The sequence below is a fragment of the Stenotrophomonas sp. HMSC10F07 genome (assembly GCF_001807895.1).
GTDB lineage: Bacteria > Pseudomonadota > Gammaproteobacteria > Xanthomonadales > Xanthomonadaceae > Stenotrophomonas > Stenotrophomonas sepilia.
In genome coordinates this window covers 9,198-32,255 of the sequence record NZ_KV791356.1, presented here as the reverse complement: position 1 = coordinate 32,255, position 23,058 = coordinate 9,198, and the positions used below count along the sequence as shown (strand labels likewise).

At 61.2% G+C, this 23,058-nt stretch carries 17 protein-coding genes and 1 pseudogene; 9 read left to right on the top strand and 9 right to left on the bottom strand.

Annotated elements, in window-relative coordinates:
* The coding region (locus HMPREF3114_RS20575) for an H-NS histone family protein (RefSeq protein WP_141750791.1) at positions 1 to 127 on the top strand (127 nt) is incomplete at its 5' end.
* An 84-nt stretch (positions 128 to 211) separates the two neighbouring features.
* Positions 212 to 534 (top strand): annotated as a pseudogene (locus HMPREF3114_RS21590) (integrase); the annotation flags it as partial.
* Between the two features lie 332 nt (positions 535 to 866).
* On the opposite strand, the gene HMPREF3114_RS20925 reads toward HMPREF3114_RS21590, so the two are convergent.
* Genes HMPREF3114_RS20925 through HMPREF3114_RS06515 form a run of 3 tightly spaced genes read right to left on the bottom strand, consistent with a single transcriptional unit; the run spans position 867 to position 5,100 of the window.
* Entirely contained in the window at positions 867 to 1,631 is a 765-nt protein-coding gene (locus HMPREF3114_RS20925) for a hypothetical protein (RefSeq protein ID WP_141750789.1), read from the bottom strand.
* A gap of 37 nt (positions 1,632 to 1,668) precedes the next feature.
* Positions 1,669 to 3,921: a Mov34/MPN/PAD-1 family protein gene (locus HMPREF3114_RS20570; RefSeq protein WP_083297577.1), complete on the bottom strand. Its 2,253-nt coding sequence runs from the start codon at positions 3,919 to 3,921 to the stop codon at positions 1,669 to 1,671.
* The gene (locus HMPREF3114_RS06515; RefSeq protein ID WP_070489390.1) at positions 3,922 to 5,100 is read right to left on the bottom strand and encodes a ComEC/Rec2 family competence protein; all 1,179 of its coding nucleotides are present in this window, start codon (positions 5,098 to 5,100) and stop codon (positions 3,922 to 3,924) included.
* 213 nt (positions 5,101 to 5,313) lie between these two features.
* On the opposite strand from HMPREF3114_RS06515, the gene HMPREF3114_RS06510 reads away from it, so the two are divergent.
* On the top strand, positions 5,314 to 6,102 hold the full coding sequence (locus HMPREF3114_RS06510; protein ID WP_256337635.1) for a helix-turn-helix transcriptional regulator: 789 nt from the start codon (positions 5,314 to 5,316) through the stop codon (positions 6,100 to 6,102).
* A 173-nt stretch (positions 6,103 to 6,275) separates the two neighbouring features.
* On the opposite strand, the gene HMPREF3114_RS06505 is transcribed toward HMPREF3114_RS06510, so the two are convergent.
* On the bottom strand, positions 6,276 to 6,617 hold the full coding sequence (locus HMPREF3114_RS06505; RefSeq protein ID WP_070489386.1) for a helix-turn-helix domain-containing protein: 342 nt from the start codon (positions 6,615 to 6,617) through the stop codon (positions 6,276 to 6,278).
* Positions 6,618 to 6,725: 108 nt separating this feature from the next.
* Here HMPREF3114_RS06505 and HMPREF3114_RS06500 point away from each other — a divergent pair, with 108 nt between their 5' ends.
* Genes HMPREF3114_RS06500 through HMPREF3114_RS06490 form a run of 3 tightly spaced genes read left to right on the top strand, consistent with a single transcriptional unit; the run spans position 6,726 to position 8,312 of the window.
* A complete protein-coding gene (locus tag HMPREF3114_RS06500) occupies positions 6,726 to 7,493 on the top strand; it encodes a hypothetical protein (protein ID WP_070489385.1) in 768 nt (255 codons plus the stop codon).
* 29 nt (positions 7,494 to 7,522) lie between these two features.
* A complete protein-coding gene (locus tag HMPREF3114_RS06495) occupies positions 7,523 to 7,843 on the top strand; it encodes a hypothetical protein (RefSeq protein WP_070489384.1) in 321 nt (106 codons plus the stop codon).
* 7 nt (positions 7,844 to 7,850) lie between these two features.
* On the top strand, positions 7,851 to 8,312 hold the full coding sequence (locus HMPREF3114_RS06490; RefSeq protein WP_070489382.1) for a hypothetical protein: 462 nt from the start codon (positions 7,851 to 7,853) through the stop codon (positions 8,310 to 8,312).
* A gap of 677 nt (positions 8,313 to 8,989) precedes the next feature.
* On the opposite strand, the gene HMPREF3114_RS20920 is transcribed toward HMPREF3114_RS06490, so the two are convergent.
* Positions 8,990 to 9,730: a hypothetical protein gene (locus HMPREF3114_RS20920; protein WP_046982825.1), complete on the bottom strand. Its 741-nt coding sequence runs from the start codon at positions 9,728 to 9,730 to the stop codon at positions 8,990 to 8,992.
* A gap of 1,709 nt (positions 9,731 to 11,439) precedes the next feature.
* Between HMPREF3114_RS20920 and HMPREF3114_RS06485 the strand changes: the two genes are divergently transcribed.
* Both HMPREF3114_RS06485 and HMPREF3114_RS06480 read left to right on the top strand, forming a co-directional pair.
* On the top strand, positions 11,440 to 11,748 hold the full coding sequence (locus HMPREF3114_RS06485; protein ID WP_005415493.1) for a hypothetical protein: 309 nt from the start codon (positions 11,440 to 11,442) through the stop codon (positions 11,746 to 11,748).
* Positions 11,749 to 14,514, top strand: a complete 2,766-nt coding sequence (locus tag HMPREF3114_RS06480) for a zeta toxin family protein (protein ID WP_083297576.1) — start codon at positions 11,749 to 11,751, stop codon at positions 14,512 to 14,514.
* 315 nt (positions 14,515 to 14,829) lie between these two features.
* Here HMPREF3114_RS06480 and HMPREF3114_RS21410 read toward each other — a convergent pair whose 3' ends face one another.
* The 3 genes from HMPREF3114_RS21410 to HMPREF3114_RS06470 are packed head-to-tail and all read right to left on the bottom strand — an operon-like array spanning position 14,830 to position 15,922.
* Positions 14,830 to 15,114, bottom strand: coding sequence for a hypothetical protein (locus tag HMPREF3114_RS21410; protein WP_229766043.1), 285 nt, complete (start codon positions 15,112 to 15,114; stop codon positions 14,830 to 14,832).
* Positions 15,093 to 15,515: a hypothetical protein gene (locus HMPREF3114_RS21405; RefSeq protein WP_235642911.1), complete on the bottom strand. Its 423-nt coding sequence runs from the start codon at positions 15,513 to 15,515 to the stop codon at positions 15,093 to 15,095. The genes HMPREF3114_RS21410 and HMPREF3114_RS21405 overlap by 22 nt, the downstream gene beginning before the upstream one ends.
* Positions 15,512 to 15,922: a DUF3592 domain-containing protein gene (locus HMPREF3114_RS06470; RefSeq protein ID WP_305366805.1), complete on the bottom strand. Its 411-nt coding sequence runs from the start codon at positions 15,920 to 15,922 to the stop codon at positions 15,512 to 15,514. The genes HMPREF3114_RS21405 and HMPREF3114_RS06470 overlap by 4 nt, the downstream gene beginning before the upstream one ends.
* 312 nt (positions 15,923 to 16,234) lie before the next feature.
* On the opposite strand from HMPREF3114_RS06470, the gene HMPREF3114_RS06465 reads away from it, so the two are divergent.
* The gene (locus tag HMPREF3114_RS06465; protein WP_005415487.1) at positions 16,235 to 16,678 is read left to right on the top strand and encodes a GNAT family N-acetyltransferase; all 444 of its coding nucleotides are present in this window, start codon (positions 16,235 to 16,237) and stop codon (positions 16,676 to 16,678) included.
* Between the two features lie 57 nt (positions 16,679 to 16,735).
* Here the strand turns inward: HMPREF3114_RS06465 and HMPREF3114_RS21400 are convergent.
* Positions 16,736 to 23,058 (bottom strand): autotransporter-associated beta strand repeat-containing protein (locus HMPREF3114_RS21400; RefSeq protein ID WP_256337634.1); only part of this gene is annotated, 6,323 nt, incomplete at its 5' end.

Genomic DNA, 23,058 nt, shown 5'->3' with positions numbered 1-23,058 from the left:
CAAGGTGGCTCCGAAGTATCGCAACCCGGCCAATCCGAACGAGACTTGGACTGGGCGCGGCAGACAGCCCAAGTGGATGGCGGCGCTCGTCCAAGCTGGCAAGTCAGCCACTGACTTTCTGATCTAGTAAACAATAAGGGTCATGAACCATGCCAGCGCTCTTCGGGCGCTGGCGGTGCGCTGGGCTAATACTTGCCTAATGGCCGTGCGTCAATAGTTCGTGGCGGACTTTGGCCGCTACTTTAAGAGCCTAGCTTTCGCCAAAGAAGTTGGGCTCCACGCCTGCCGCCACACCCTGGCCACCGAACCGAAGTCAGCGACGTTCCAGGGAAGAAGACTGCACTGGTCACCGGTCATGGCACTGATCCGAGGGATCGGGTCCAAGTGTTGCGCAAGCACTACTTGCACACGAAGCCGCAGGTGACCCGCAGCAAGCAGTTCAGCGCCCTTGAGCTGTATCGACCCAGCGTAAAATTGCCGCGTTACCAGCGTGGGCAGTTTGCGGAACAATTGGGTGATCCGAGTAAGCTTTAATAAGGGATCTGTCGCCGTGCCGCCGACAGATCCCCCAAGCCCCGCAAAACGCTAAGGGCAAGAACGAGCCAATCTGTAACGCTTTTACGCGCCCTTCTTATGCTTATGGGGCTTGAGCCCAGGCGTGTTGCCCGGCGTGCTCTTGTTGTCCCGCTGACGCTGATCCGGCTTACCAGTCGACTTGGCGATGCGCTTAGGGCCTGGCTTGATGCTCATGAACACGCTCCACTTGTCGCCAGCATTAGAAAGGCTGCTGGGCTTCGCCTTTGAAAAAGAAAGTTAGTCTCGGGTGGACGGTCGGAGCATCTTATCAATTGCATGCTGCTGACACATCACGGCACCCTATCCAGAGCGCTCAAGAGACGCTCGGCATACGCATAGGCAGCGCCCTCGACGCGAGAGTGACTAAAGCTGGTCACCCATAGCAACAGCAGCATCCCCGAAATCAGTAGCGTGGCGCCCCCCTCGAAACCGGGATGCAACAGTGCTCCCCAGGCAACTCCCACAGGATTCAGCGTCAAAACGTCAGCCATATGAAGCCCAACAACTAGCCCCGCTATACAAGCAGCAATACCGAACGGTCGCAGCGCGGACATGTTTCGAAAAAAACCGTAAGAAATGTTTTCCTTAAGAACTAGCGATTCGGTGCCCCGAGATCTATCTCGAAGGACCGCCACTGCCGCTTCATAAGCGTGGTCGGCGCTGCGGGGATCGTTGCGTTCTCTCGCGGCCGTGGGCAAGGGCAACCCAAGTTTGTCCCTGATAGCCCGGTGATAACGCATCTTGACCTGAGGGTTTAAACGCGCATCTCGATGGCGCAGCAAAATTGTAGAAGGCAGTCCACCCCATCTAATCACCAGCTTCGCCTCTAGCTGCTTACCTTGAAACCTCACGATGCTGCAAAATAGAAAAGGTGCACAGAAGGTCACCAACACTGCAGCCAGAATCCTCATGGCATCCAACTCTTCGCGACAGGCAGTGATGAACGATACCGTCAATGGCATCAGCACAATGAGAGCTGGTGCAAGCCTAGCTTTGCGCTCATACGGATCAGCAACCAAGGGAATCATTTCAATTAGTGGATTTGGGGTTATCATTCAGGCACGACCTTATCATCTACGCTGCATCTACAAGCTACTTGCTCATGGCGGCAACAGTTTGTCCAAGCGAGATGCTGATCGCATTGGAAGAAACGATCACCATCAGCGCAGGAACACCATCGGCTGCCAGGCGTTCGGCAAGCGTGCTAAGCAGCACTACATCTGTTGCACTAGGGCTAGCCGAACACCCTTCGGGATGAGCGTGCCACTCTCCCACATAGCTCACCATTCCCGCCGTAAGCGCTTCGCACCGGTCAACATAAGCCTGCCCTCCTTCCTTCCCTCGCACGAAGCTGACGGTGTCTGCAACGCTATCAGCGGGTGCCGCTGAAGCATCCACAAGAGTCAACGTTCGCAGGACCTGGTCAACTACGCCAACCAAGATTCCACCGGTCTCGTTTGGCAACTGCTCCGATCTAATCAGGCGAAGTCGATCTTCCAGACCTTCGTCCCAACGAACACTCCAATCGCCCCTCTGCACGAGCTTTGATTTTCTCAGCTTGATGAAGTCAGTAGAGATGGCACCTGTGGAATCGTTTAGCGTCCAAATCTGCGCGCACGCATCCACGTCAACAACTCCCATTCGAACACGCCGTGCAAGCTGAGCTGAATGAAGCTTTGCTAGATCGGCAGGCAACTGAATGCTGTGATCACGACACCCACGACCAACTCGCACCTGATCCCCCTGTCGCAAGTGCGCAGCGCCCCACTCCTCATTGATAACAGCCCTGTAATACTGCGCCTCGATCGACGCAAGGCGAATGGTCCGCTCAGCATCTTCAAGCAGCATCACGGCACTTAAGCCATTGTGGGTAAAAAACACCGACGCACTTCGAGGCAGCTCGCGCTCAGACCAATCTCTGGGCACGTTGATGGTCGTCGAGGCATCCACGAGAAGATCTGCTCCCGCCAACGCCGCCGTCACTGCCGGGTCAGACCAGTCACTGGCTTCAGCGACGATGGGGGATGGCGTGGCTTCCTCTGTCCCAAATACAAGCCCGAGCTGAGCACAAACTGAGACGGCTTTAGCATGTCCAATGGATTTGGAAGTCGCAATGTGCCTGATCAAGTTATGGGGCTCAACATAATCTGGATCGATACACGTCCACCTTCCCCACCCCTCCCGAACCCAAGTATCCACCAGCCCACTACCCAAGGCTCCTACCCCCGCCAATACAGCAGAGAAATCGCCCTCACTCGCTGAGATACCCGAGAGTTTTCGCGCCTCTGAGCGAACGGGAATGGTCTTGATCTCGGTGAGCACAATCTCCACCGCTTTCCACCTATCATCGGGTGCTCCTGCCGTTGATCCTAGAAGCGGATCAACGGCGAATGGAGCGCCACCAGGATTCGGCTGGAAGAGGCTTCCAATCTGAAGCCCCAATCTATTAATGTCGATGCTTGTAAGAAATGCGCATGTATCGATGCGCTCCACTTGGCTGCCGCGAAGTCGCGGCAACCGTAAGATCAAAAGCACTTTGCCGCTCGGCCGTCCGGCCGCCGAGTTGCTTCGAAACTGACGACACAATGATTCCCTTAGTGGTTCGATTATGGACACACCCAAGGAATACAACGCTTCGTCAAGGCCGCCCAAGTCACTAGGCGGGCGCTGAATCGGAACGTGCTCTACAGGCGAAAGATTGACCAGTAACGGCTGGATTGCCATCTGGCTAGTAGCATTCAAGGAGTCAGACGCAACGAGGCAGAGACCTAGGCGATTTCTTTCTAGCACTGACAGACGTATGGCCCCAAGGTCGTCAGCGGTTTGGGCTTGGAACGATGCGGGTAATACAACAGTATATCCAGTGCCGTAGAACAATGGCTCCAGCGGCTGATCAGTCGCGTGCAAAGAACCTTTAGCACTCTCGCGCAACCACCATAGGATCCGGCGTAAGTGACGCTGGGCAGTCCATTGCCGCTCTTCAAAGGTCCAATTCTCATACAAGCAGAGGGACGCCGGCTCGTTTGTAGGCACCGCATTTAGATGAAGTAGATTTGGAAAGTCGCGTCGCAGAGCGCGGACCTCTGGCGGCCGTTTCCCCGATTGATCGAAGCCCAGCCAAAGCCGCTCCCTTGGCCGGATACCAACCGGATTGCCTGGGGCGACACTGCCGTCTCCCACATCAACGACGATCCCGAGACTCTTGGGGTCCTTCCCCCGGCGCAACTCTAAGAACTTTATGTCGGAATGATTCCGGCATGCTTCCAGCAACTCAAGAAACCGTTGGCTTTCAACGGAAGCTTCAGCCTGCGCGACCGGCTCACCCCATTCGAAGTAATCGTTCATTTAAACGCACCCAGCCCGCGGTGCGGCGGCGGCGGCAGTGGCAGCAACAGCCGTCGCCGCCTCCACCGGGCAAACCCGCGGGCCGTCAGTGGTGATTTCGATCTCAATGGGGCTGGGCGACCAGGCAAAGGGCGTTTCGCCGGTGCATAGGAACTTGCCAAACTTGTCTTCGAGAATATCTTCATACTCCCGCTTAGCACGCGTGCAGGGTGGGTCGCTATCCTCGTCTTTTATTGGCTTACTGCTGGCGATAATCTTGGCCCCGTAACGCGCCTGTCCAAGGGCAGAGCGCGCGCCGGCAGAGACCTCAGCCTCTTCACCACAATCCGACCAACTTTCACACGACAGCACACGCCAGGAGCAGTGATGGGGGGCTTGGAGCACATCATATGCCAGCACCTCTGGCGCTTCACTATGCTTGTTCCACAGCCGTTCCCAGATCGCCACCTCCGCATCACCGGCGGTCAGAAAACGGAACTTGGTATGACCAGCCCAGGTTGCATTGACCTCAATGTTCAAGATGACGCTGGACTGATTCTTCGCTCGCAGCAAGACTTCTTCATCGTCATCGCACACCAAACTCGGCGCCAGCAAGTGAGCAGAAAAGTGAGGGCTGTAGGCGCCGTTAATCTTGGTGACAAATTCACCACTGCGGACCAAGATGGCCTCTAGACCTTTGGTTTTCTCGCCTTTGTCTTCACCCATAATCTGGATCCGATCTCCGGTTCCAGCCCATCCGAATTCTTTAAAGCGAGCGACGCGACGACGGGCCTCAGTTGCCCAAGCCTTGGCGTCGTCGCACAACACATGCAACTTAGAAGCCCGGCGAAACACGATAGGCGAGGACCACATTTCTCGAATAATGATCCGCTTCTCCGCAGCCGGCTTATCATCGTCTGGATAGTCTTCCAGCCTCCCCAAGTAGAAATGCTTGCGAAGACCCCGGCAGTGGTCTTCGTCCGGGTGACTCAACAAGAATGCATCCAGGTAAGGGCGCTTGTTTTCGTCCAACTTCAGACGCTGGCGAAGATCCCTGGCAACATCTCGCGAAGTAGAGTCAGAAGGGTCATCCGCAGACAAACGGATATTGCAGTCGATCAGGATGGCACTCCCGTCGACAAGCTGGACCAACGTCATGTCGCCGTTTCCAACAGGGAAGAAGGTGAGCATCGGAGTCATCGGGCAGTCCTAGCGCTATGGCGGACACCGGAGCGGCCCGCGGTGTACAATAAGTACACTCACTAGATGCACTTAGTCAATACGCGGATAGTGAATAAACCCTTTCTCAATGTAGATGAGACAATGAAGTCTGCCGTTCCTCACCGTCGAGGTCGTTGGGGTCAAGACCGACGCCTCGAGTTCATAGACTCCCGACTGCAGTGGAGCGGTCGCTTGAACCGCTCTTCGTTGACCGAATTTTTTGGAATTTCGGTCCCTCAAGCCTCCTTGGACCTGAGTGAGTACCAGGCCCAAGCGCCCGGGAACATGCTCTATGATCGAAGCGATAAGTTGTATCGCGCTGCGCCCGGCTTCCAACCGCTTCTGACAGACGCCACAAGCGACCGATACCTGGCTGAGCTCTACGCGCTGGTCAACGGCATGATTTCTGCGGACGCCAGCTTTTTAGCGGACGTGCCAGAGACCGCGATTGTTCGCCATCCCACCAGGTCTGTCCAAGCCGAGCTGTTGCGAGCAGTGTTGGAGGCGATTCGAACGGGCGGTGCCATCGAGATCAATTATCAATCTATGAGTCGAGCTGAGCCGACGCTCCGCCAGATCAGTCCACGTGGGTTAGCTTACGACGGCGCGCGCTGGCACGTGCGCGCGTTTTGCCATCGACGTGAAGCATTCTGCGACTTTGTGTTCGCTCGTGTGTTGGACTATGTTGCCCCCCTGCCTGCCCAGCACGTTCCTGAAGTGGATGACGAGTGGGAGCGCCTACTAACCATCATGGTAGGCCCTCATCCGGACCTATCCCCAGGGCAGAGAAGGGCTATAGAGCTCGACTACGAGATGGTTGACGGACAATTGGCCATCACAACTCGGCAATGCTTGGCCTACTATCTCTTACGGCGCCTCGGAGTTCATCGTTCCACGGGCGAATTGCCAGGAAACGAGCAACAGATTGTTCTCTTGAATCGCGAAGAGCTCGCTCAACACGTACCAAGCCTTCTCAAGTAACGATGCAAAGGCTGCCTCCGGTCATCTGTCAAGGTGATCGGAATAGTGAAGCCAGGCGAGCATAGAGGAAGAAACGGGATATCTCCTCGATATGTGGCGTGCTTGCTGCACGTCCCCGCCAGATGCGCGGTAAGCACTCCACACCTAAGCGCCGTTTGAGCGATAGCGTTGATCTAGCGCGAAGGCGCTTCTGAAGTCAGATGGTCCTTGATTAGATCTAGCACTGCCTGCTGCCGCTCGGCCGGCAGTCGGGCCACAAGAAGAATGACTTCGGCCAGCACGTCCGAACTGGCATAGAAGTATGCCGGGGGCACGCCCAATGCCTCACTGAGCGCCGACAGGGTCTCATGGTCGGGCTCACGCTCCCCGCGCTCATACCGGGATAGACGGGACGACGCTGCTTTTTCGTTCATACCCAGCAACGCTCCGAGCTCGACCTGCGACAACCCCGCGACGCGCCGGGCCGCTCTTAGGCGACGACCAAAGACGGAGACCGGAGGAAGGGATGCAGGCATGGAGATCTGACTGAAGGCTGACCTCCAAGTCTGCACTGACTAGCATGATAACGCACATATCTGCCATATTGGCAGATACAGCGTTGATGCTGGTTCACGAGAGTCCCTATGAAGTTTTCATCGCATGGATTTGCCGCAACCTTCTCTCTCCTCCTCATCCCCAGCGTTTTGGGCTGGGCGCAGGGCACGTCCTCCAGTGAGCCGGATCCCGTAAAGCCCGGCTTCTTCCGTCAGCTCGGCAAGAGCCTGAAAGACGCCAGCCAGCAAGCACTCGGGGCCAAGCCGGCAACCAACTCCGCGTCGGCCACTGGTTCGCTCTACACCCCGATCAGTGGTGCTGGCCGCATCAACGGGCTCTATAAGAACGAGGACCACCAGGCCGCCCAGCAGGGCCGACTGGACTGGCCGCGGGTCGCGCTAACCTACACGGAATGGGGGGCTTCCCTTCCTTGCTGGACGGTGGAAGCCCGGATCTGGACGAGCGCTACCGCCTCCACCACGGAGATTTTCCGGGCATGCGCCGACGCCCCGCTGACCATCCGGGACGACCTGGGCGAGGAAGCGGAGCTCAACAGCAACGCGCGGGCCAAAGCCACCACGGACCTGATGGTGGGCCTGAAGGTTCGCGCTGGAAAGCCGAACACCGGCGACGACCGAACCACCGGCCCTACCCCACCCAGGGAACCGTTTAACGTGCGCACGACTCGCGAGGGCGTGGCTTGGCAGGCCCGAAAAGTGGCTTTGAGCTCCGCTTGGGTCTCCGGTTTCCTGCGGGCGGACGACCTGTATCCCGGCCCCTCGGGAATGCTCACGCCATTCCGCGACACGCGCATGTGGATCGCCGGCTTCGATCCGGCCGGCAACCGCGACAAGTAAGACCCCACCTCAACCAGGAAGAGATCCTCATGAACACGATCAGGACCATCGCTTTCGGCATGACCACCACTTTGGCTTTGACGGCCTGCGGCAGCAAGCCCTCCGACGAGCAGGCCAAGAAGGCCATCACCGCCGAATTTGAGAGGGTGCTCGGCAGCCAAGTCTGGGTGAAGGAATACCGAGACTTCAGCCTGAGCGGCTGCAAGAAATCGGAAACGACCGAGGGAGTGATTTGCGACGTAGGAGGTTCGGTCGTCCTGGACATCGGCGGCGTCGCCCAAGCACGGCCGTTCGTTCAGCCGGTCCGCTTTTCGAAAGCGTCCGGCGAGTGGACCGCCCACAAGCTTTGAGGCCACCATGACGACGCGTTCTTACGCTCATGTGGGGTGCGCGACGGTCTTGCTGGGAGGCGCCGGCCTGTTGTTCCTGGCTGGCGGCCTTGAGGCCCTGCAGCAGGGAGCCCCGCTGGGCTGGCTCGCCATTGGCGGTGGCTTGGCCACCTGGGCAGTGCTGGGGCTTCTCTACTGGATCAACGCCCGCGCTTACCGGCGTCACGAGGAGGCCCAACGGCACCCGTACGCCCCACCATCGCCCCAGCGCGGCGGGTTCTGGAAAGGGTTCTTCGTGACCTGGGTGATCGTGGTGGTTGCCCACGTGGCCGCTTTCTTGGGCATGGGTTTTGCCGACCTGCTGCCTCATCCGGAGCAAGCCCGGGCGATCTTCAGCTTGCTGGCTTTGGCGCTGGTGCCGGCGCACGTCGTGGCTCCGGTGGTGGGCGGGGTTGTTTTCAGCCTGGTCCGCCCAACGGCGTTGCGGTAAATCTCCTGCGGGCTGTTCCAGCTTCCCATCGGACCTTGCGGATGCGTCGTTGGGCCGTTCTCGGCCTGACGCGCAAACCGGAAGGCGGCTCGGCTCCACCCCTTCGAAGCCCAGGTCAATCAGGCTAGGAATACCGGTTTCGCTTGGAGGCAGCGGTTCCCCATGACCGTGCTCACCCTGCTGGGCGCTGTCGGGGCCCTCCCTGTCCTGAGCGGATTGCTAATATTCCTGTTCGTGATGTATGCACAGCTAACCCAGCAAGCACCAGAGGGCGCAGGATCGACACCAGACAAAAACCGAGCCGGCGACCACAATAGGGCAAGCGGAAAGCTTCCAGACTAGGCGCAAGAGCGCTATACCAGCGATCTCTCAGCGCGAAGGCACTGAGATCAACCGATTTTTTACGCGACAGTCAGCCAACCACACCCCACCTCGCCTAGACACCTAATAAATCCTCAACAGGTGCCAATAAAAAAAAAAGCTCCCTCGCGGGAGCTTTTCTTATTCCATCCCGAGTGGGACATTTGCGTAGATGCGACTTTTCTTGATTTCAGATGGAGTGGTGACCTGCCTAGCTCGTTTTTCGCTGAATACAGGCAGCTTGACCAAAGCCTTCTCCTTGCGCGAAGGCTGATCGAGATTGAAAAGTCGCGCCATGAGACCTCTCTTCTTAGCCATCACTTGCTCCTCCAGCCTTGTAAGAACTTATCTAACGTGGACCTAGACTTAGAACCTTGCGAGAGATCAAAGTTCATGTAAGAACCCTCTCCCGCAAACCTCCAAAAGTCCCTTCCGCCATCCAATGCTATCAGCTCAGAAACCAAACGGCAAGCATCAAGTCCAGCCGGGTAGTAAGGGAAATGCTTGAACAAAGCCCTCGTGGGACTGGGGATGACGCAATCGAAACCGTATTTCGGCCAAGCAACATAGCCACCCCATCTCAACCCTGGTGCCATGTCCTCCCACAAGAGACCGCCAGCGGCCCATAGCTTAAGACGAGATGAACCAGGAACCTTGCCGGCTGCCTCTGCCATTACATGGATCATGTGCCCCGCAATACCTTTAAGGCCCGGGTTATTTTTGAACACTATTAGCTTTAAATAAATGCCAATCCTGTTGACAAGCCCATCCAAAAAAACGACTACCTCTGCGGGCTCATCAAAGTATCGGTCATTTGCTATGACGAAGACGATCCCAGCGGGGACTTCCTCCCCGTCCGGAATCTCCTCATCGGTCCATTGACGTTTCAATCCAACCTTAATATGAGAACCAGTAGGTGCACCGACAAGGGCCACCACCAGCTCATCATCCAGATCACATCCCAGAGCCGCCTTGACCTCAGAAGTTAGCCCCTCGACAACACAGCTGCTTCCATCGAAGTGCTCTTTCTGAAACTCAATAATTAGTTCTTTATTCAACTCTATCGCCCCTTCCGATGGTCAATAAACGCCGCCCCGTCGCTGGCGACACGGGCCTTCAGCAACCCGTGGTCCTTCAGGCTAAGAATAGCGTGATTGCTTGGAGTTACCCATCTGTCCAGTGGGAATGCGGACGAGGGTGATAAGATCGGGGGTCACAACATAGGACACATGTCCGGTTTGCGATCTGCTGCAGGGTCAAGAGGTTAGGTTCGGGTCGATCCGATCCCCCTCTCTCCGCCAAGTTGCGAACTAAGCCCCTGATTTCAGGGGCTTTTTTCTTGGGTTCGTATGTGACCCCATACCCCGACCCATACTTCGTCAATCCGTTGATTCCTGGCCTATCAGCAGCGCGCCCTGCGCGTTGGGACGGCAATCCAGATAGTCAGCAAGAGCGCTGCACTTGGAGAAGCGAGAGTGCACGCAAGCAGTTTCAGATGACCGACCTGCGTGCATCGCGAAGCACGCCGCTCCCTCGCCACCGCCTCTGACAGCCGTAACGAAATGAGGTGCCGCATGCGCAAGGTCCTGAGCGCGCGTAGCAGCATGAGCGCCCAGGCAAGCGACCAACACCAAGAGCTGCTGCGCGCTGCGCGTCAGCGGCCCGTAGAAGCGGTTGAGAGGCAGTTGAGCAGATGGGAGGGCGCAGGCGGTCAAGCGCGGTGCGTACCCCGGCGTGCGCACTCGTCTCCCCGCCACGCCTGCACACTTCATAGGGTGCCTTTCCTGCACCACCTGCACAAAGGCCAGGAGTAGGCCCAGCAAGGCTATGGATGACATTGAGGGGGCATCCAACTACCTGCGAAACCCCGCACCAAAGGGGTATCTGGCAGGGGCATCAGCCACCGACGGGAGCCAAATTCGCAGAACCAGGAAGAAGCGAAAACAAGGCGTCCAACAGTGTCCAAGAAGAAAACTTCTACTACTGACAGTGTTTCAGGAAGGCTATGAATTGAGGGTCTGAAACAGAAAACGTGTGGCGAGCATCGCACTGCCAGATTTGCCAACAGCTTCCTTGAAATGCCTTGTGCCACAGTGCCTTCCAGCCATCTCTGTCGTCAGACTGACACCCGCATTCCAGTAACAGTTTCCGACATTGATGTTTTTCGGTGTTACAAGTGTGGCCGGTGTTACACCAGTCTAATATAAAATTTAAATCAAACAGTTACGCCACCCTCGCCGATCCCGACCACGGTGTAACACAGGTGTTATCGGTGTTACAGCAAGCTCAAAGCCCCTCCCCATGGCGGCGGCGCAATGCCCCCGACCGAGCACCCGGTGCCGCGAGCCCCGCAACCGCAGTTGGCCGGCATTCTGACCAAATAGTGGCGGGCACTGATCTTTCGCTAGCCTGTTCGCCTGCCCACCTTCCTGCCAGCAGCGGGTGCTGACCACGCCTCGCGCAACCGCTGCTCATGCCGGACCACCCACGGCTTGGCGCTGACACAGCCCAGCTCGTCGCTGCCGCAGTGGCGATATGCTCCAGCGACCATCTCCACACGTAGGAACGACGCCGAATCAGCGGTACGGCACGACCGGATCGAGCCCGGTCAACCTACGTGACCCGCTTCACGGCAGCAGTTGATCACTGTTGCCTATACTCGGCCCTCAATCGAGTAGTCTCTTGCACTGAACGGAAGCCCCCTCCCCACGAAGGACCTGCCATGCGACACGCTTCTCCGCCTCCCGTACCGCAAAAACTTCGGGACATGCTCAAAGACTATCCGGAGCATATCGAGACGCTGCAAGCTGACTTGAATCGCGTCGTCCAAAATCCGTTCAAGGGCACGCCCATGTCTGAACAGGCTATTTGGGCATTAGAGGCTGCGCTCGATGCGTTCATCGACGAAGCCCGTAAAGAACTGCAGGCGGCCGAAGCCAGTGGCGATCCGGCGGCAATTGAACAGGCGAAGGCAAAAGAACTTCTTATGTTCCGAGCCCGCTCTGGCAATGGAGGAATGCGGCTCGGATTGATGAATGATCTTTGGGGCTACTTCGAATCGAACAAGGGCGTTTAAATGAACGCGCCAGCTGGTAGTCTTGACGCAGCAACACATTCCCATGTGTTCGAAGAGAAAGTCGTTCCTGGCAGCGGATTCGCTCAAGCTTCTTCACAATCCAAGCCCAAGGCAATCATCCTCGCGGGACAACCCGGAGCAGGTAAAGGTAGTTTGGCGGGAAGGGCCGAGACTGAGCTTCAGTACGATGTCATCAAGATCGACCCTGATGAACTGCGCGGATACCATCCCGATATTGAGAAATTCCGGGAAAACCATCCCTACACGTGGTCCTCGTACACCCACTCTGATGCCAGCGCATGGGCTGACAAGCTGTTGGATGCCACCGTTGCGGGCAAGAAGAACCTGATCTTCGACACCACGTTGAGCAACGGCGAGTGGTCGTCTGAACTGATCAAGGACCTGCAATCGAAGGGCTACGCGGTGGAGGTGCGCGCCGTTGCTTCTGCGAAGCTTGAGAGCGAGCTCGGGGTTGAGCAGCGCTTTGCAGGCGGTCTAGACGGCAATGGCTACGGCCGCTACGTTCCCGTCGGTGCTCGCGATGCGATCTACGAGAAGTTGCCCAATAGCCTGGACCTGGTGCACGAACGCACCGATGTGCAAATTCGCATCTTCAATCGTGAAGGCAAGGAGTTGTACGACAGCCACACCAGCCCGAAGTTGCCTGGGGCTGCGTTGCAAGAGGCGCGCGAAGCCCGACTGAAAGATCCCGCCCTGACGCGCCAGCTGCGCGATGGCTGGCAGGAGCAACAGGCCTGGCACCGTGATTTGCCACAGACACTGCCCCACAACGACAAAGTTTCTCCTCCCACACGAGAGAACCTGCTAACAGAGCGAAGCGAAGCCCAAGTGGTCGAGGGGCTTGACCGGCAGGCGCGGGAAATGGTCGATATCGATCACACGGTTCGCGTTCGCCCCACCCGTATACGCGCAGGCAGCGCGCTGGGCATCGCAGCTCTAGCATTGGATGCCTATGACGCCGGTGAGGCTTTGCGCAACAGTAGCCGTCTGCGCGGTGAACGCAATGACACTGCCGCAGAATCCGGGCTCATCCACTTCGGTGCACGTAGCGTTGGTGGCTTTGCCGGTGCTGGCCTGGGCATGACGGTCGGAGCGGTCGCTGGCGTCGAGTCAGGCCCGGGTTTGCTGGTCACAGGGGCCGTCGGTGGCATAGCGGGCGCGTTCGCGGGCGACAAGATCGCCGAGTGGACGGACAACCGCCGAATCTACAACCAGGCCGACAGCCTGGGGAACACTTGGACCTACAATCCTGACCATCCCGATCAGGGCTGGCAGCGATCCGCGCCTGTGGATAGCACCAACGACGGCGTAAACAACCCAGCCAGTGGCGTGCTGCGCGCGCCACCGGCCCTTGCCAACCAGCTGAACTACCAGGCAACCAGCGAGTCAGTGAAATTGGTATTGGGCAGCCCGCCCAGTCAGCGCGACCCGTTCACACAGCCCGCCAATATCAGTGACCCACAAAGCTGGTATCCGGCACAGTGGACACGGACAGCCGATGGTCTGCAGTGGCAGCGCGAGGTGACCACTGCCGTGTATGAACTTGGCCAGCGTGAGACCCGAATTGACGTGGCCAGTCCAGAACGAGCGGCCGAGCTCGATCAGGCCGCCGCCCAGGTCGTGCTGCACAATGCTGCCAACAGCCGACCGGCAATTGCGGCGCGCTACGAAGCAGCGTATGCCCAGAATGGCTGGGCATCCTATGGCTCGATACCCGAAGCTGTGCAGCAGGCGCGCACCGATCTGGATGCGGTGACCGCCTCCGACGATAACCGCTATCAGCGTCAGGCGGACGGCCGTTGGGTCAGCGAAGGAGTGATCTACGATTCCACTGCCACCGGCAATCTGCGCGCCGAATTGGATGCCACCCGCGACGTAGTGGCCGCCACGCTACCTCCACCTCAAGCGACACAGAGCCCGTCGCCGATGACGGCCGATGAGCGCATGCGCGACACGCTGCAGGGCGCCTACGCTAACGCCGGGGTTGCCCTGGGTTCAGAACAACTGGCAGCGAGCGCGGCAGCAGTCCAGGCCACACAGGCCGCTCAAGGTCTGGACCCCGACACCACTGCCCTGCAGGTGCAGCGAAACGCCGATGGCGGTTACAACATGGCCAGCCCTATTGCCAATCTGCGTCTGGCGTCCGATGGCAAGACCTACACCATTGCGGCCGTGACCACGACTGAGGACATCCGCCGAGCCCAGGAACGGGACTCTCCTATCAGCAACGATAGCCCGCAACAGACCGTGCGGTCCTCGCTCGACCAACCAGTAGGCCCGCCCGATGCAGAGAGTGCGACGCCTTCCCTACAGTCGGCAATGCCATCAACTGCAATGGCTGCAATGCAGGCCGACCCACTGTATCGGCAGATCCGCGACGGCGTTGCAGAGTTGGACACACAGCATGGACGTGAATTCGATGCGACCAGCGAGCGCATGACGGCAAGCCTGCTCGTATTGGCAAAGAACAGTGGACTGACACGAGTGGATCATGTGGTGTTGAGCAATGCCACCTCAGTACATCCGGCCGCGCACAACGTGTTCGTGGTCCAGGGAAAGCTGGACGATCCTGCCCATCTGCGTGCGGTCATGCCCACCGAGCAGGCAGTGAAAGCCCCGATTGAGGAATCGATGCAGAAATACGAAGTGGCTAGCCGCCAGGTGGAACAGCAATCGCAGGTCACTCAACTGCAGGAACAGCATCAGCAGGATACTCAGGCCAGAGCCGCCAGCATGGGGCGATAGTCGTGGCTGATTGGCATCGAGGAATATGAGGGGGCAGTGCATTGTTCCAAACTGCATCCTGTATAGCCCGCAGGCATTTCCCCATATAACATCCTCGCCGGAATGGACACCGCCGCCAATCAATCACGTCAGCGGCGGTTGGCCATCCCTCTTTCAATGCCAAGGGGGTTCGTTATGCCCCTGTCGCCCCGTCAACTGTATTGCTTGCAGAAGGTTGCGGCCCCCACTGCCACCTTTGAGCGATTTGCAGTGCATGCAAACGAGAGAGCATGTCAGCGAAGAATACGCTCAGGCTGATTGAAGCGTAGGGATCCATTACGCCGTGTGCTCTGCATTGAGCGCTACCCGCCGCCTGATACGTGCGGCAACACTGCCCGCCAGCTGCATATCTACCTCACTCATATCCATCGGCGGCAATGCCAAGCGCTCCGCAACCTGCTCGGTCACTGTGGCATCGTCCATGCGCGAGCGCACCGCATTGCCGAGGCGGACAAAGAACCGGCTGGCCAATTCTTCGGCACTCGCCGACTGCCGATTGTCCACGCCCGCATTCTCCGCCAGAGAGAACAAGGCAAAGGCTACTGCCAGGCTATCAACCACTTGCTCCAGCAACTGCCCATAGGCCTGGCCGGCAGCTTCACTGCAATGGCGTTCTTCGCACTCAGGCAGTCTTTCGCAACCTCGGCCAGTTCCAGCTCCAGGCGAGGCAGTTCAGCCGCAATCTCACCCTCCATTGCCTCATATTCCTCAGCCAGCGAGAGCGCCGACCGCTCGTTGGCGCGCAGCTTCTGAATGTCGCGGGTCAGCGTGCCATCGCTATCTTGATTGGATCGAAAAATTGGCCCCTCTCTCCGCCAGATAAATGAAGAAGCCGCCCAGTGGGCGGCTTTTTTGTTTGGCTGGCGGGAATCGTCGCAGGTACTACCGGACTGAACAGGGCCTGCCGTCGTGGCCGGTCCAACGGCCCGCCCGCCGACGGCGCGCGATCCGCCGCAGGTCATCTGCGCCGGAGCAGTCCCCGCACGCAGGCGCCGACGAACGCCAGCCCCAGCAGCACCCACACGACCGTCATTCCCCACAGCGCACCGAACGTGTCCAGGACCGGATCCAGCCGCGGTTGCGCCGGGTCGTACAGCACGCGTACCGGCTGCCCAGGCTCATAGCCGAAGATCATGCCGCCCTGCGGATACGAGACGCGTTGGCCGGTCGCGGTGGTGAACGCGACCTGCGGATGCGATCCGCCGGCGTTCAGGCGCTCGACCTGGCCATCAACGGCCTGCGCGACCTCCAGGAACTCAAGACGATGTGTCACCTCGAAGGTGGCCACAGCAAGGATCAACAGACCCACCACGCCAAACAGCAGACCGCGCATGAGCTGGGCAGTCCGGAAAAAAGAAGGGTCGGGCATCGCTGGGCAGCTCCGTTGCAGGCGGGAAGACGAATGGGGCCGGCGGATCCTGCCGCGCGGTCAGTCCCACGTGTGGAAAGCATAGCCCAGAAGCCACTGCGCCCCACTGCACGCCATCGCCACCGGATGCGCCTCGCCATTGCCCGCCACCGACGCACCCGCCTGGTTCAGGCGCCTGCATTCCGCACGATCATTCGAGTGGGGACACGTTACCTGTAAAGGGATTGGCATCGCTCCATGTACCCTTGAACTTTCGCCCCCTCCCAACGTCTGGACGGTTGAAATGCAGCCGGGCAACTCCACGCATTTCCCATGAATCTCCGCCTCTACCGCCCCGCCGATGCCAGCGCCTGCCTGTCGATTTTCGACAGCAACGTACCCACCTACTTCGCGCCCGAAGAGCGCAGCGACTTTGAATGCTTCCTGCGCGAACAGGCCACGGACTGTGCATTCCAGGTGATCGAGCGCGATGGAAACGTCGTCGCCTGTGGTGGCCTCTCGCGCCGTAGCGACGGCAGCGCCGGCTTCTGCTGGGGCATGGTGCAGCGCGCGCTGCACCGCCAGGGACTGGGCCGCGAACTGGCACTCGCGCGCCTGCACCAGGCTGAAAGCGATCCGTCGATCGACCGCATCGCGCTAAGCACCAGCCAGCACACCCAGGGCTTCTATGCCGGCCTGGGTTTCCAGGTGACGCGCATCGTGCCCGATGGGCATGGCGCCGGGATCGACGCCGTTGAAATGGAGCGGGAGCTCTAGCGCTCCCGCCCCGGTGCCATCCACGAAGGGCGTGGATCTACCGCAGGCATCCCCTGCTCAGAACCCGACGCGCAGGTTGATCTGCCCACCCACATCGCGGCGGCCATCGCCATGCTGGCCCTGTACGAACATCGACAGCTGGCTGTTGCGGCCGAGGCCGACCGCCACGCCCACCTGGCTGACCAGGGCATTGCGTGCCATCACCGCGCTGTAGACATCGAAGGCATCGCCACCGACCGCAAAGCGGTTGCGGCTGGCCACATCGGTATCCCCCGACGCATGCTGCCAACCCAGGCCGACCGTCAGCTGCGCCGGGAAGCGCTCGCCGCTGCCCACGTCCCAGCGCCCACGCACGCCCACGGTGCTGACATTGAGCGTGTCCTTGCCGCCTTCCAGCACCAGTGCCGCGCTGCCGCCCTGCTCCACCGCACGATCGCTGTCGACCCAGTGCTTGGTGAACTGCACATAGGGCTGCAGCTGGGTCCTGCCGTGGGTCCATGTCCAGCTGCCTTCCACCTGGGCGATGGTCACATCGGAATCCTGGCGGCTGTACAGGGTCTGGCCCAACAACGGCACTTCACGCGTGGCGCGCGTGCGGTAGTCACCGCGCGACACGCTGCCACCCACCGCAAAGCCGTTGTTCCACTGCCCCTGTGCATACAGGCCGAACGTGTTGCCACGCAGGCGGGCACGCGAGCTGCGATCATACAGCCGCGTATCCAGCCGTTCGTTGCCGGCCGCTGCACCCAGCACCACATGTTCGCCCAGCTGCCAGTCGACACCGGCCATCAGCGCATTGCGATTGGCGCGGATCTCATCGCCATTGCCGTCGCCATCCTGCCTGAACACCTTGCCACTGCCGGCCAGCCAGGCCGAAGCGCGCTCGCCACGCACGGTCGGCAACTCGCTGCCGAGTCGCTGGCGGATGCCTTCTTCCAGGTAGTTGTCGTACAGCAGCACCGCGCGGCTGGCCGCGTGCACTTCACCGGAGAGCTGTTCAAATGCGCTGCGCGCAGTGCCGGCGTCATACATCAGCACCGTGTTGTACAGGCCCAGGGCCGCGCCACTCTGCGGCAGGCTGTCCAGCGCCGCGGCGGTGTTGTACTGGTTGCGCGTGTTGGCCACGGTGGTGAACGCTGCGGTCTGTGCCACGTCGATCTGCAGGTTGGCCGTGTTGGCGGTGTAGACCGGGGTGATGGTCAGGAAGGCCGACGGCGAGGTTGCCGAGGCGAACTGCCCACTCACGCCACCGCCCGCATTGACCACCGTGTACTGCTGGCCCTGCTGGTAGCTGGTGCTCGGCGAAATGGTATTCACCCGCACGGTGCTGCCGCCCACATTCGCGCTGCCGCCCACCTGCACCGTGTCGCTGCCGGTGGCGCCCAGGTCGATGCCCAGCGTGCTGCCCGGTGACAGGTTCAGATTGCCGCCCACCGTGATCGTGCCGGTGCCATTGCCTGCACCACTGCCATTGCCCGCGCCATTGCCCGGCGACAGCACGCCGCCGCTGGACACCGTCACGCCACCACCGGTACCCCCGATGGTGCCGGTGCCGGACAGGGTCGTACCACTGCCGATGGTCCACTGGCCGCCGATCGTGCCGGTGACATTCAAACCGCCGCCGGTGACCTGGCCGGTGCCGCTGAAGCCACCACTGTTGCCGCCCAGATTCAGCGTGCCCGGGCCGGCCTGCACGATGCTGCCACCGCCGGTGATGCTGCCGCCAAGCGTGGTGGTGCCACCGGTGTTGATGACCAGGCCGCCGTTGTTGGTGATGTTGCCGGTGATCGAGCCACTGGCCCCACCATTGCCGACCTGCACGGTGCCGCCGGCATTGATGGTGGTGCCGCCGGTATAGGTGTTGTTGCCGGTCAGGGTCACGGTGCCGGCACCGGCCTGGGTCAGGCCGCCACTGCCGCTGATGGTACCGCCCACCGTGGTGTTGCCGCCGACGTTGAACACCAGGCTGCCGTTGTTGCTGACATTACCGGTGATCGCACCGCTGGCGCCGCCATTGCCGACCTGCAGTGTGCCGCCGGTGTTGATGGTGGTGCCGCCGGTATAGGTGTTGTTGCCGGCAAGGATCACGGTACCGGTGCCCGCCTGGGTCAGACCACCGCTACCACTGATGGCACCGCCGACGGTGGTGGTGCCGCCTACGTTGAACACCAGGCTGCCGTTGTTGGTGACGCTGCCGCCGATGGCACCGGTCGCACCGCCATTGCCTACCTGCAGCGTGCCACCCGCGTTGATCGTGGTCGGGCCGGTATAGGTGTTGTTGCCGGTCAAGGTCAGCGTACCGCTGCCGGCCTGGGTGAGGCCGCCACTGCCGCTGATGGTGCCGCCCAGCGTGGTATTGCCCGCCACGCTGGACACCAGCGTGCCGTTGTTGGTGACATCACCGACGATTGAGCCCGTTGCCCCGCCATTGCCCAGCTGCAGCGTACTGCCGGCGTTGATGGTCGTGCCGCCGGTATAGGTGTTGGTCCCGGTCAGCAGCAGCGTACCGCTGCCGGCCTGGATCAGGCCGCCGCTGCCACTGAGGGTGCCGCCCAGCGCGGTGTTGCCGGCCACGTTGGAAATCAACGCGCCATTGTTGGTGATGTCGCCGGCGATGGCGCCGGTCGCGCCGCCGTTGCCCACCTGCAGCGTGCCGCCGGTATTGATGGTGGTCCCGCCGGTGTAGGTGTTGTTGCCCACCAGGGTCAGCACACCACTGCCCGCCTGGGTCAGGCCACCACTGCCGCTGATCGCACCGCCGACCGTGGTGTTGCCCGCAACGTCGAACACCAGGCTGCCGTTGTTGGCAACGTTGCCGGTGATCGCGCCGGTCGCACCGCCATTGCCCACCTGCAGCGTGCCACCGGCATTGATGGTGGTGCCGCCGGTATAGGTGTTGTTGCCGGTCAGGGTCACGGTGCCGGCACCGGCCTGGGTCAGGCCGCCACTGCCGCTGATGGTGCCACCGAGCGTGGTGTTGCCGGCCACGTTGGATACCAGCGCACCGTTGTTGGTGATGTCGCCGACGATCGCGCCGGTCGCACCGCCGTTGCCGATCTGCAATGTGCCACCGGCATTGATCGTGGTTCCACCGGTGTAGCTGTTGTTGCCGGTCAGCACCAGCGTGCCACTGCCGGCCTGGGTCAAGCCGCCGCTGCCGCTGACCACCGCGCCGACGGTGGCCATCGTACCCAGGTTGTAGACCAGGCTGCCGTTGTTGGTGATGTCGCCCAGCACCGAACCGGTGCTGCCGCCGCTGCCGATCTGCAGCGTACTGCCACCGTTGATGGTGGTGCCTCCGGTATAGGTGTTGTCGCCACTCAGGGTCAGCGTGCCGGTACCGCTCTGCACCAGGCCGCCGGTACCACTGAGCACGCCGGCGAAGGTCGTGCTGCCGTTGTTGCCGCCGGTGGTCAGGGTTGCACCGCCCAGCACCACGCTGGAACCGGTCACGCCAGCGAGGCCTCCGATGCTCTGGCTGCCACCGGCGCTGATATCCAGCGTACCGGCACCGGCCAGGTTGACCGTGCTGGCACCGGACAGGCTGCCACCGGCCGCCACCGCCAGCGTGCCACTGTTGATGGTGGTGGCACCGGTATAGGTACTCGCACCGCCGAGGGTGACCGTCGCCGCGCCATCCTTCAGCAGGCCGCCAGCGCCGCTGATCGGGCCGTTCAAGGTCAGTGCGTTGCTGCCGCCCAGAGTCAGCGTGCCGCTGGCCAGCTGCACGGTGTTGGCCAGCGTCAGCACGCTGGTGCCATCCAGGCTGGCGTTGCCGCCTACGGTCAGCGCACCGGTTCCCAGCGAACCGTCGTTGCCCAGTAGCAGGCCACCGGCATTGAGGGTCACACCGCCCGTGAAGACGTTGACGCCAGTCAAGCCCTGGATGCCTGCGCCGTTCTTTACCAGCCCCCCCGCCCCTCCGATGGTGCCGGCGAACGTGGTGTTGCCCACGCCATTGAGGGTCAGCGTGCTGCCACCCAACGCCACTGAAGAGCCTGCCACGCCTGCCAGCGAACCGATCGCCTGCGCGCCCCCCGCACTGATGTCGAAGGTGGTACCGGCGTTGGCCAGGTTCACCGCACCCGTCGCAGCGAGGCTGCCACCGGCGCCGATCGCCAGCGTGCCGGCATTGATGGTGGTGCCACCGGTGAAGGTGTTGGTGCCGGTCAACGTCTGGGTACCGGAGCCTTCCTTGATCAGCCCACCGGAGCCGGCCACCGAGCCACTGAACGTGCCATTGGTGGCGTCTCCGATCGTCAGCGTGTTGGCGCCCAGATTCACCGTGCCGTTGCCGATCAGGGTACCGAACTGCTGCGTGCCGCTTCCTGCCGACAGATCGAAGGTCGCCCCCGAGGCCAGGTTGACGATGCCACTGGCGTGCAGGCTCGCGCCCGCACCCAGTGCCAGCGTACCAGCGTTGATGTTGGTGCCGCCGGTGTAGGTGTTGGTGCCGTTCAAGGTCAGCGTCGCGGCACCCTCCTTGGTCAGGCTGCCGGTACCACTCAGGTTGCCGTTGAGGGTGAGGTTGTTGCTGCTCAGGACGGTCAACGCGTTGTTGAGGATGAAGTTGTTGCCGAGGATGACCGCAGTGTTCGAATCGAGCGTAGCAGCGCCTCCGACCGTCACCGTACCGGTGCCCAGCGCAGCATTGTTGCCGACCACCAGGCCACCGGCGTTGAGCGCCACGCCACCGCTGAAGGTGTTGGCGCCATTGAGCGTCTGCACGCCCCCACCGTTCTTGATCAGGCCGCCACTGCCGCCGATCACACCGCTGAAGGTGCTGTCCACGGTGCCGCCCAGAGTCAGCGTGCTGCCACCCAGCGCCACCGTGCTGCCCGCCACGCCGGCCAGCGAACCGATGGCCTGGTTACCCGCGGAGATGTCGAGCGTGCCCGCACCGGCCAGGTTCACCGCGCCGGTTGCGGCGAGGCTGCCACCGGCACCGATTGCCAGTGTGCCGCTGTTGATGGTGGTCCCCCCGGTGTAGGTGTTGGCACCGCTCAGGGTTACGGTGGCCGCACCGTCCTTGATCAGCCCGCCCGTGCCGGAAATCACGCCCCCCAGTGTCAGCGCCTGGCTGCCGAGCAGATCGAGGCTGGCACCCGCTGCCAGCCCGATGTTGTTGGCAAGGCTGACGCCGGTCGTTGCATCCAGCGTCGCGTTGCTTCCGACCGTCAACGCACCGCTGCCGAGCGCAGCGTTGTTGCCGACCACCAGGCCACCGCCGTTCAGTGCAACGCCACCACTGAACAGGTTGGCGCCGCCCAGCGTGAGGATGCCGGCGCCATTCTTGACCAGGCCACCGGTGCCGGAAATCGCGCCATCGAAGAGGCTGTTGCCGACACCACCAAGTGTCAGCGTCTGTGCGCCCAGGCTCACCGTCGAGCCGGCCACGCCGTTCAACGATCCGATGGTCTGGTTGGCACCTGCGGTGGAGATGTCGAAGCCGGTGCCCGCAGCGCTCAGCGTCACCGCGCCGGTCGCGGCCAGGCTGCCGCCCGGACCAATCGCCAGCGTGCCGGCATTGATGAAGGTGCCGCCGGTGTAGGTGTTGGCCCCGGTCAGCGTTTCGATGCCCGCGCCCACCTTGGTCAGGCCACCGGTGCCTGCGATCGAGCCACTGAAGGTGCCATCGGTGACGCCGCCCACTTCGATCGAGTTGGCGCCGAGGTTCACCGTACCATTGCCGACCAGGGTGCCGAACTGCTGCGTGCCGCTGCCGGCAGACAGGTCCAGCGTGGCACCGGTGGCGAGGTTCACGGTACCGCTCGCCGCCAGGCTGGCACCGGCGCCCAGCGCCAGCGTGCCGGCGTTGATGTTGGTGCCACCGGTATAGGTGTTGGCGCCGTTCAAGGTCAGCGTCGCGCTGCCATTCTTGGTGAGGCTGCCGGCCCCGGACAGGACGCCGTTGAGCGTCAGTGCATTGGTCCCGAGCACGGTCAGCCCGGCGTTGAGCGCGATGTTGTTGACCAACGTTGCCAGGCCGGTGGTATCCAGCGTGGCGGCACCACCTACAGTCAATGCGCCGGTGCCCAACGCCGCATCATTGCCAAGCACCAGTCCGCCCGCGTTGAGCGTTACGCCGCCGCCAAACGTGTTGGCTCCGGACAGCATCTGTACGCCCGCGCCTGCCTTGATCAGACCGCCGCCGCCACTGATCACGCCATCGAACGCGGCGTTGCCGGCCGTACCGAAGGTGAGCGAATTGCCGCCCAGCGCCAAGGTGCTGCCACCCGCACCGTTGAGCGCGCCGATGGTCTGGCTGCTGCCGGCACCGGAAATATCAAAGCCAGCGCCTGCACCCAACGTGACATCACCCACTGCAGCAAGGCTGCCGCCCGTGCCCAGCGCCAGCGTGCCGGCATTGATGGTGGTGC

Excerpts from the sequence above, each read along its gene's own strand:
- HMPREF3114_RS06515 (WP_070489390.1), bottom strand. The coding sequence starts at position 5,100 with ATGACTCCGATGCTCACCTTCTTCCCTGTTGGAAACGGCGACATGACG.
- HMPREF3114_RS06490 (WP_070489382.1), top strand. The coding sequence starts at position 7,851 with ATGACGACGCGTTCTTACGCTCATGTGGGGTGCGCGACGGTCTTGCTG.
- HMPREF3114_RS06505 (WP_070489386.1), bottom strand. The coding sequence starts at position 6,617 with ATGCCTGCATCCCTTCCTCCGGTCTCCGTCTTTGGTCGTCGCCTAAGA.
- HMPREF3114_RS21405 (WP_235642911.1), bottom strand. The coding sequence starts at position 15,515 with ATGACCTGCGGCGGATCGCGCGCCGTCGGCGGGCGGGCCGTTGGACCG.
- HMPREF3114_RS06480 (WP_083297576.1), top strand. The coding sequence starts at position 11,749 with ATGAACGCGCCAGCTGGTAGTCTTGACGCAGCAACACATTCCCATGTG.
- HMPREF3114_RS20570 (WP_083297577.1), bottom strand. The coding sequence starts at position 3,921 with ATGAACGATTACTTCGAATGGGGTGAGCCGGTCGCGCAGGCTGAAGCT.
- HMPREF3114_RS06485 (WP_005415493.1), top strand. The coding sequence starts at position 11,440 with ATGCTCAAAGACTATCCGGAGCATATCGAGACGCTGCAAGCTGACTTG.
- HMPREF3114_RS20925 (WP_141750789.1), bottom strand. The coding sequence starts at position 1,631 with ATGATAACCCCAAATCCACTAATTGAAATGATTCCCTTGGTTGCTGAT.
- HMPREF3114_RS06495 (WP_070489384.1), top strand. The coding sequence starts at position 7,523 with ATGAACACGATCAGGACCATCGCTTTCGGCATGACCACCACTTTGGCT.
- HMPREF3114_RS06500 (WP_070489385.1), top strand. The coding sequence starts at position 6,726 with ATGAAGTTTTCATCGCATGGATTTGCCGCAACCTTCTCTCTCCTCCTC.
- HMPREF3114_RS06465 (WP_005415487.1), top strand. The coding sequence starts at position 16,235 with ATGAATCTCCGCCTCTACCGCCCCGCCGATGCCAGCGCCTGCCTGTCG.
- HMPREF3114_RS06470 (WP_305366805.1), bottom strand. The coding sequence starts at position 15,922 with ATGCCCGACCCTTCTTTTTTCCGGACTGCCCAGCTCATGCGCGGTCTG.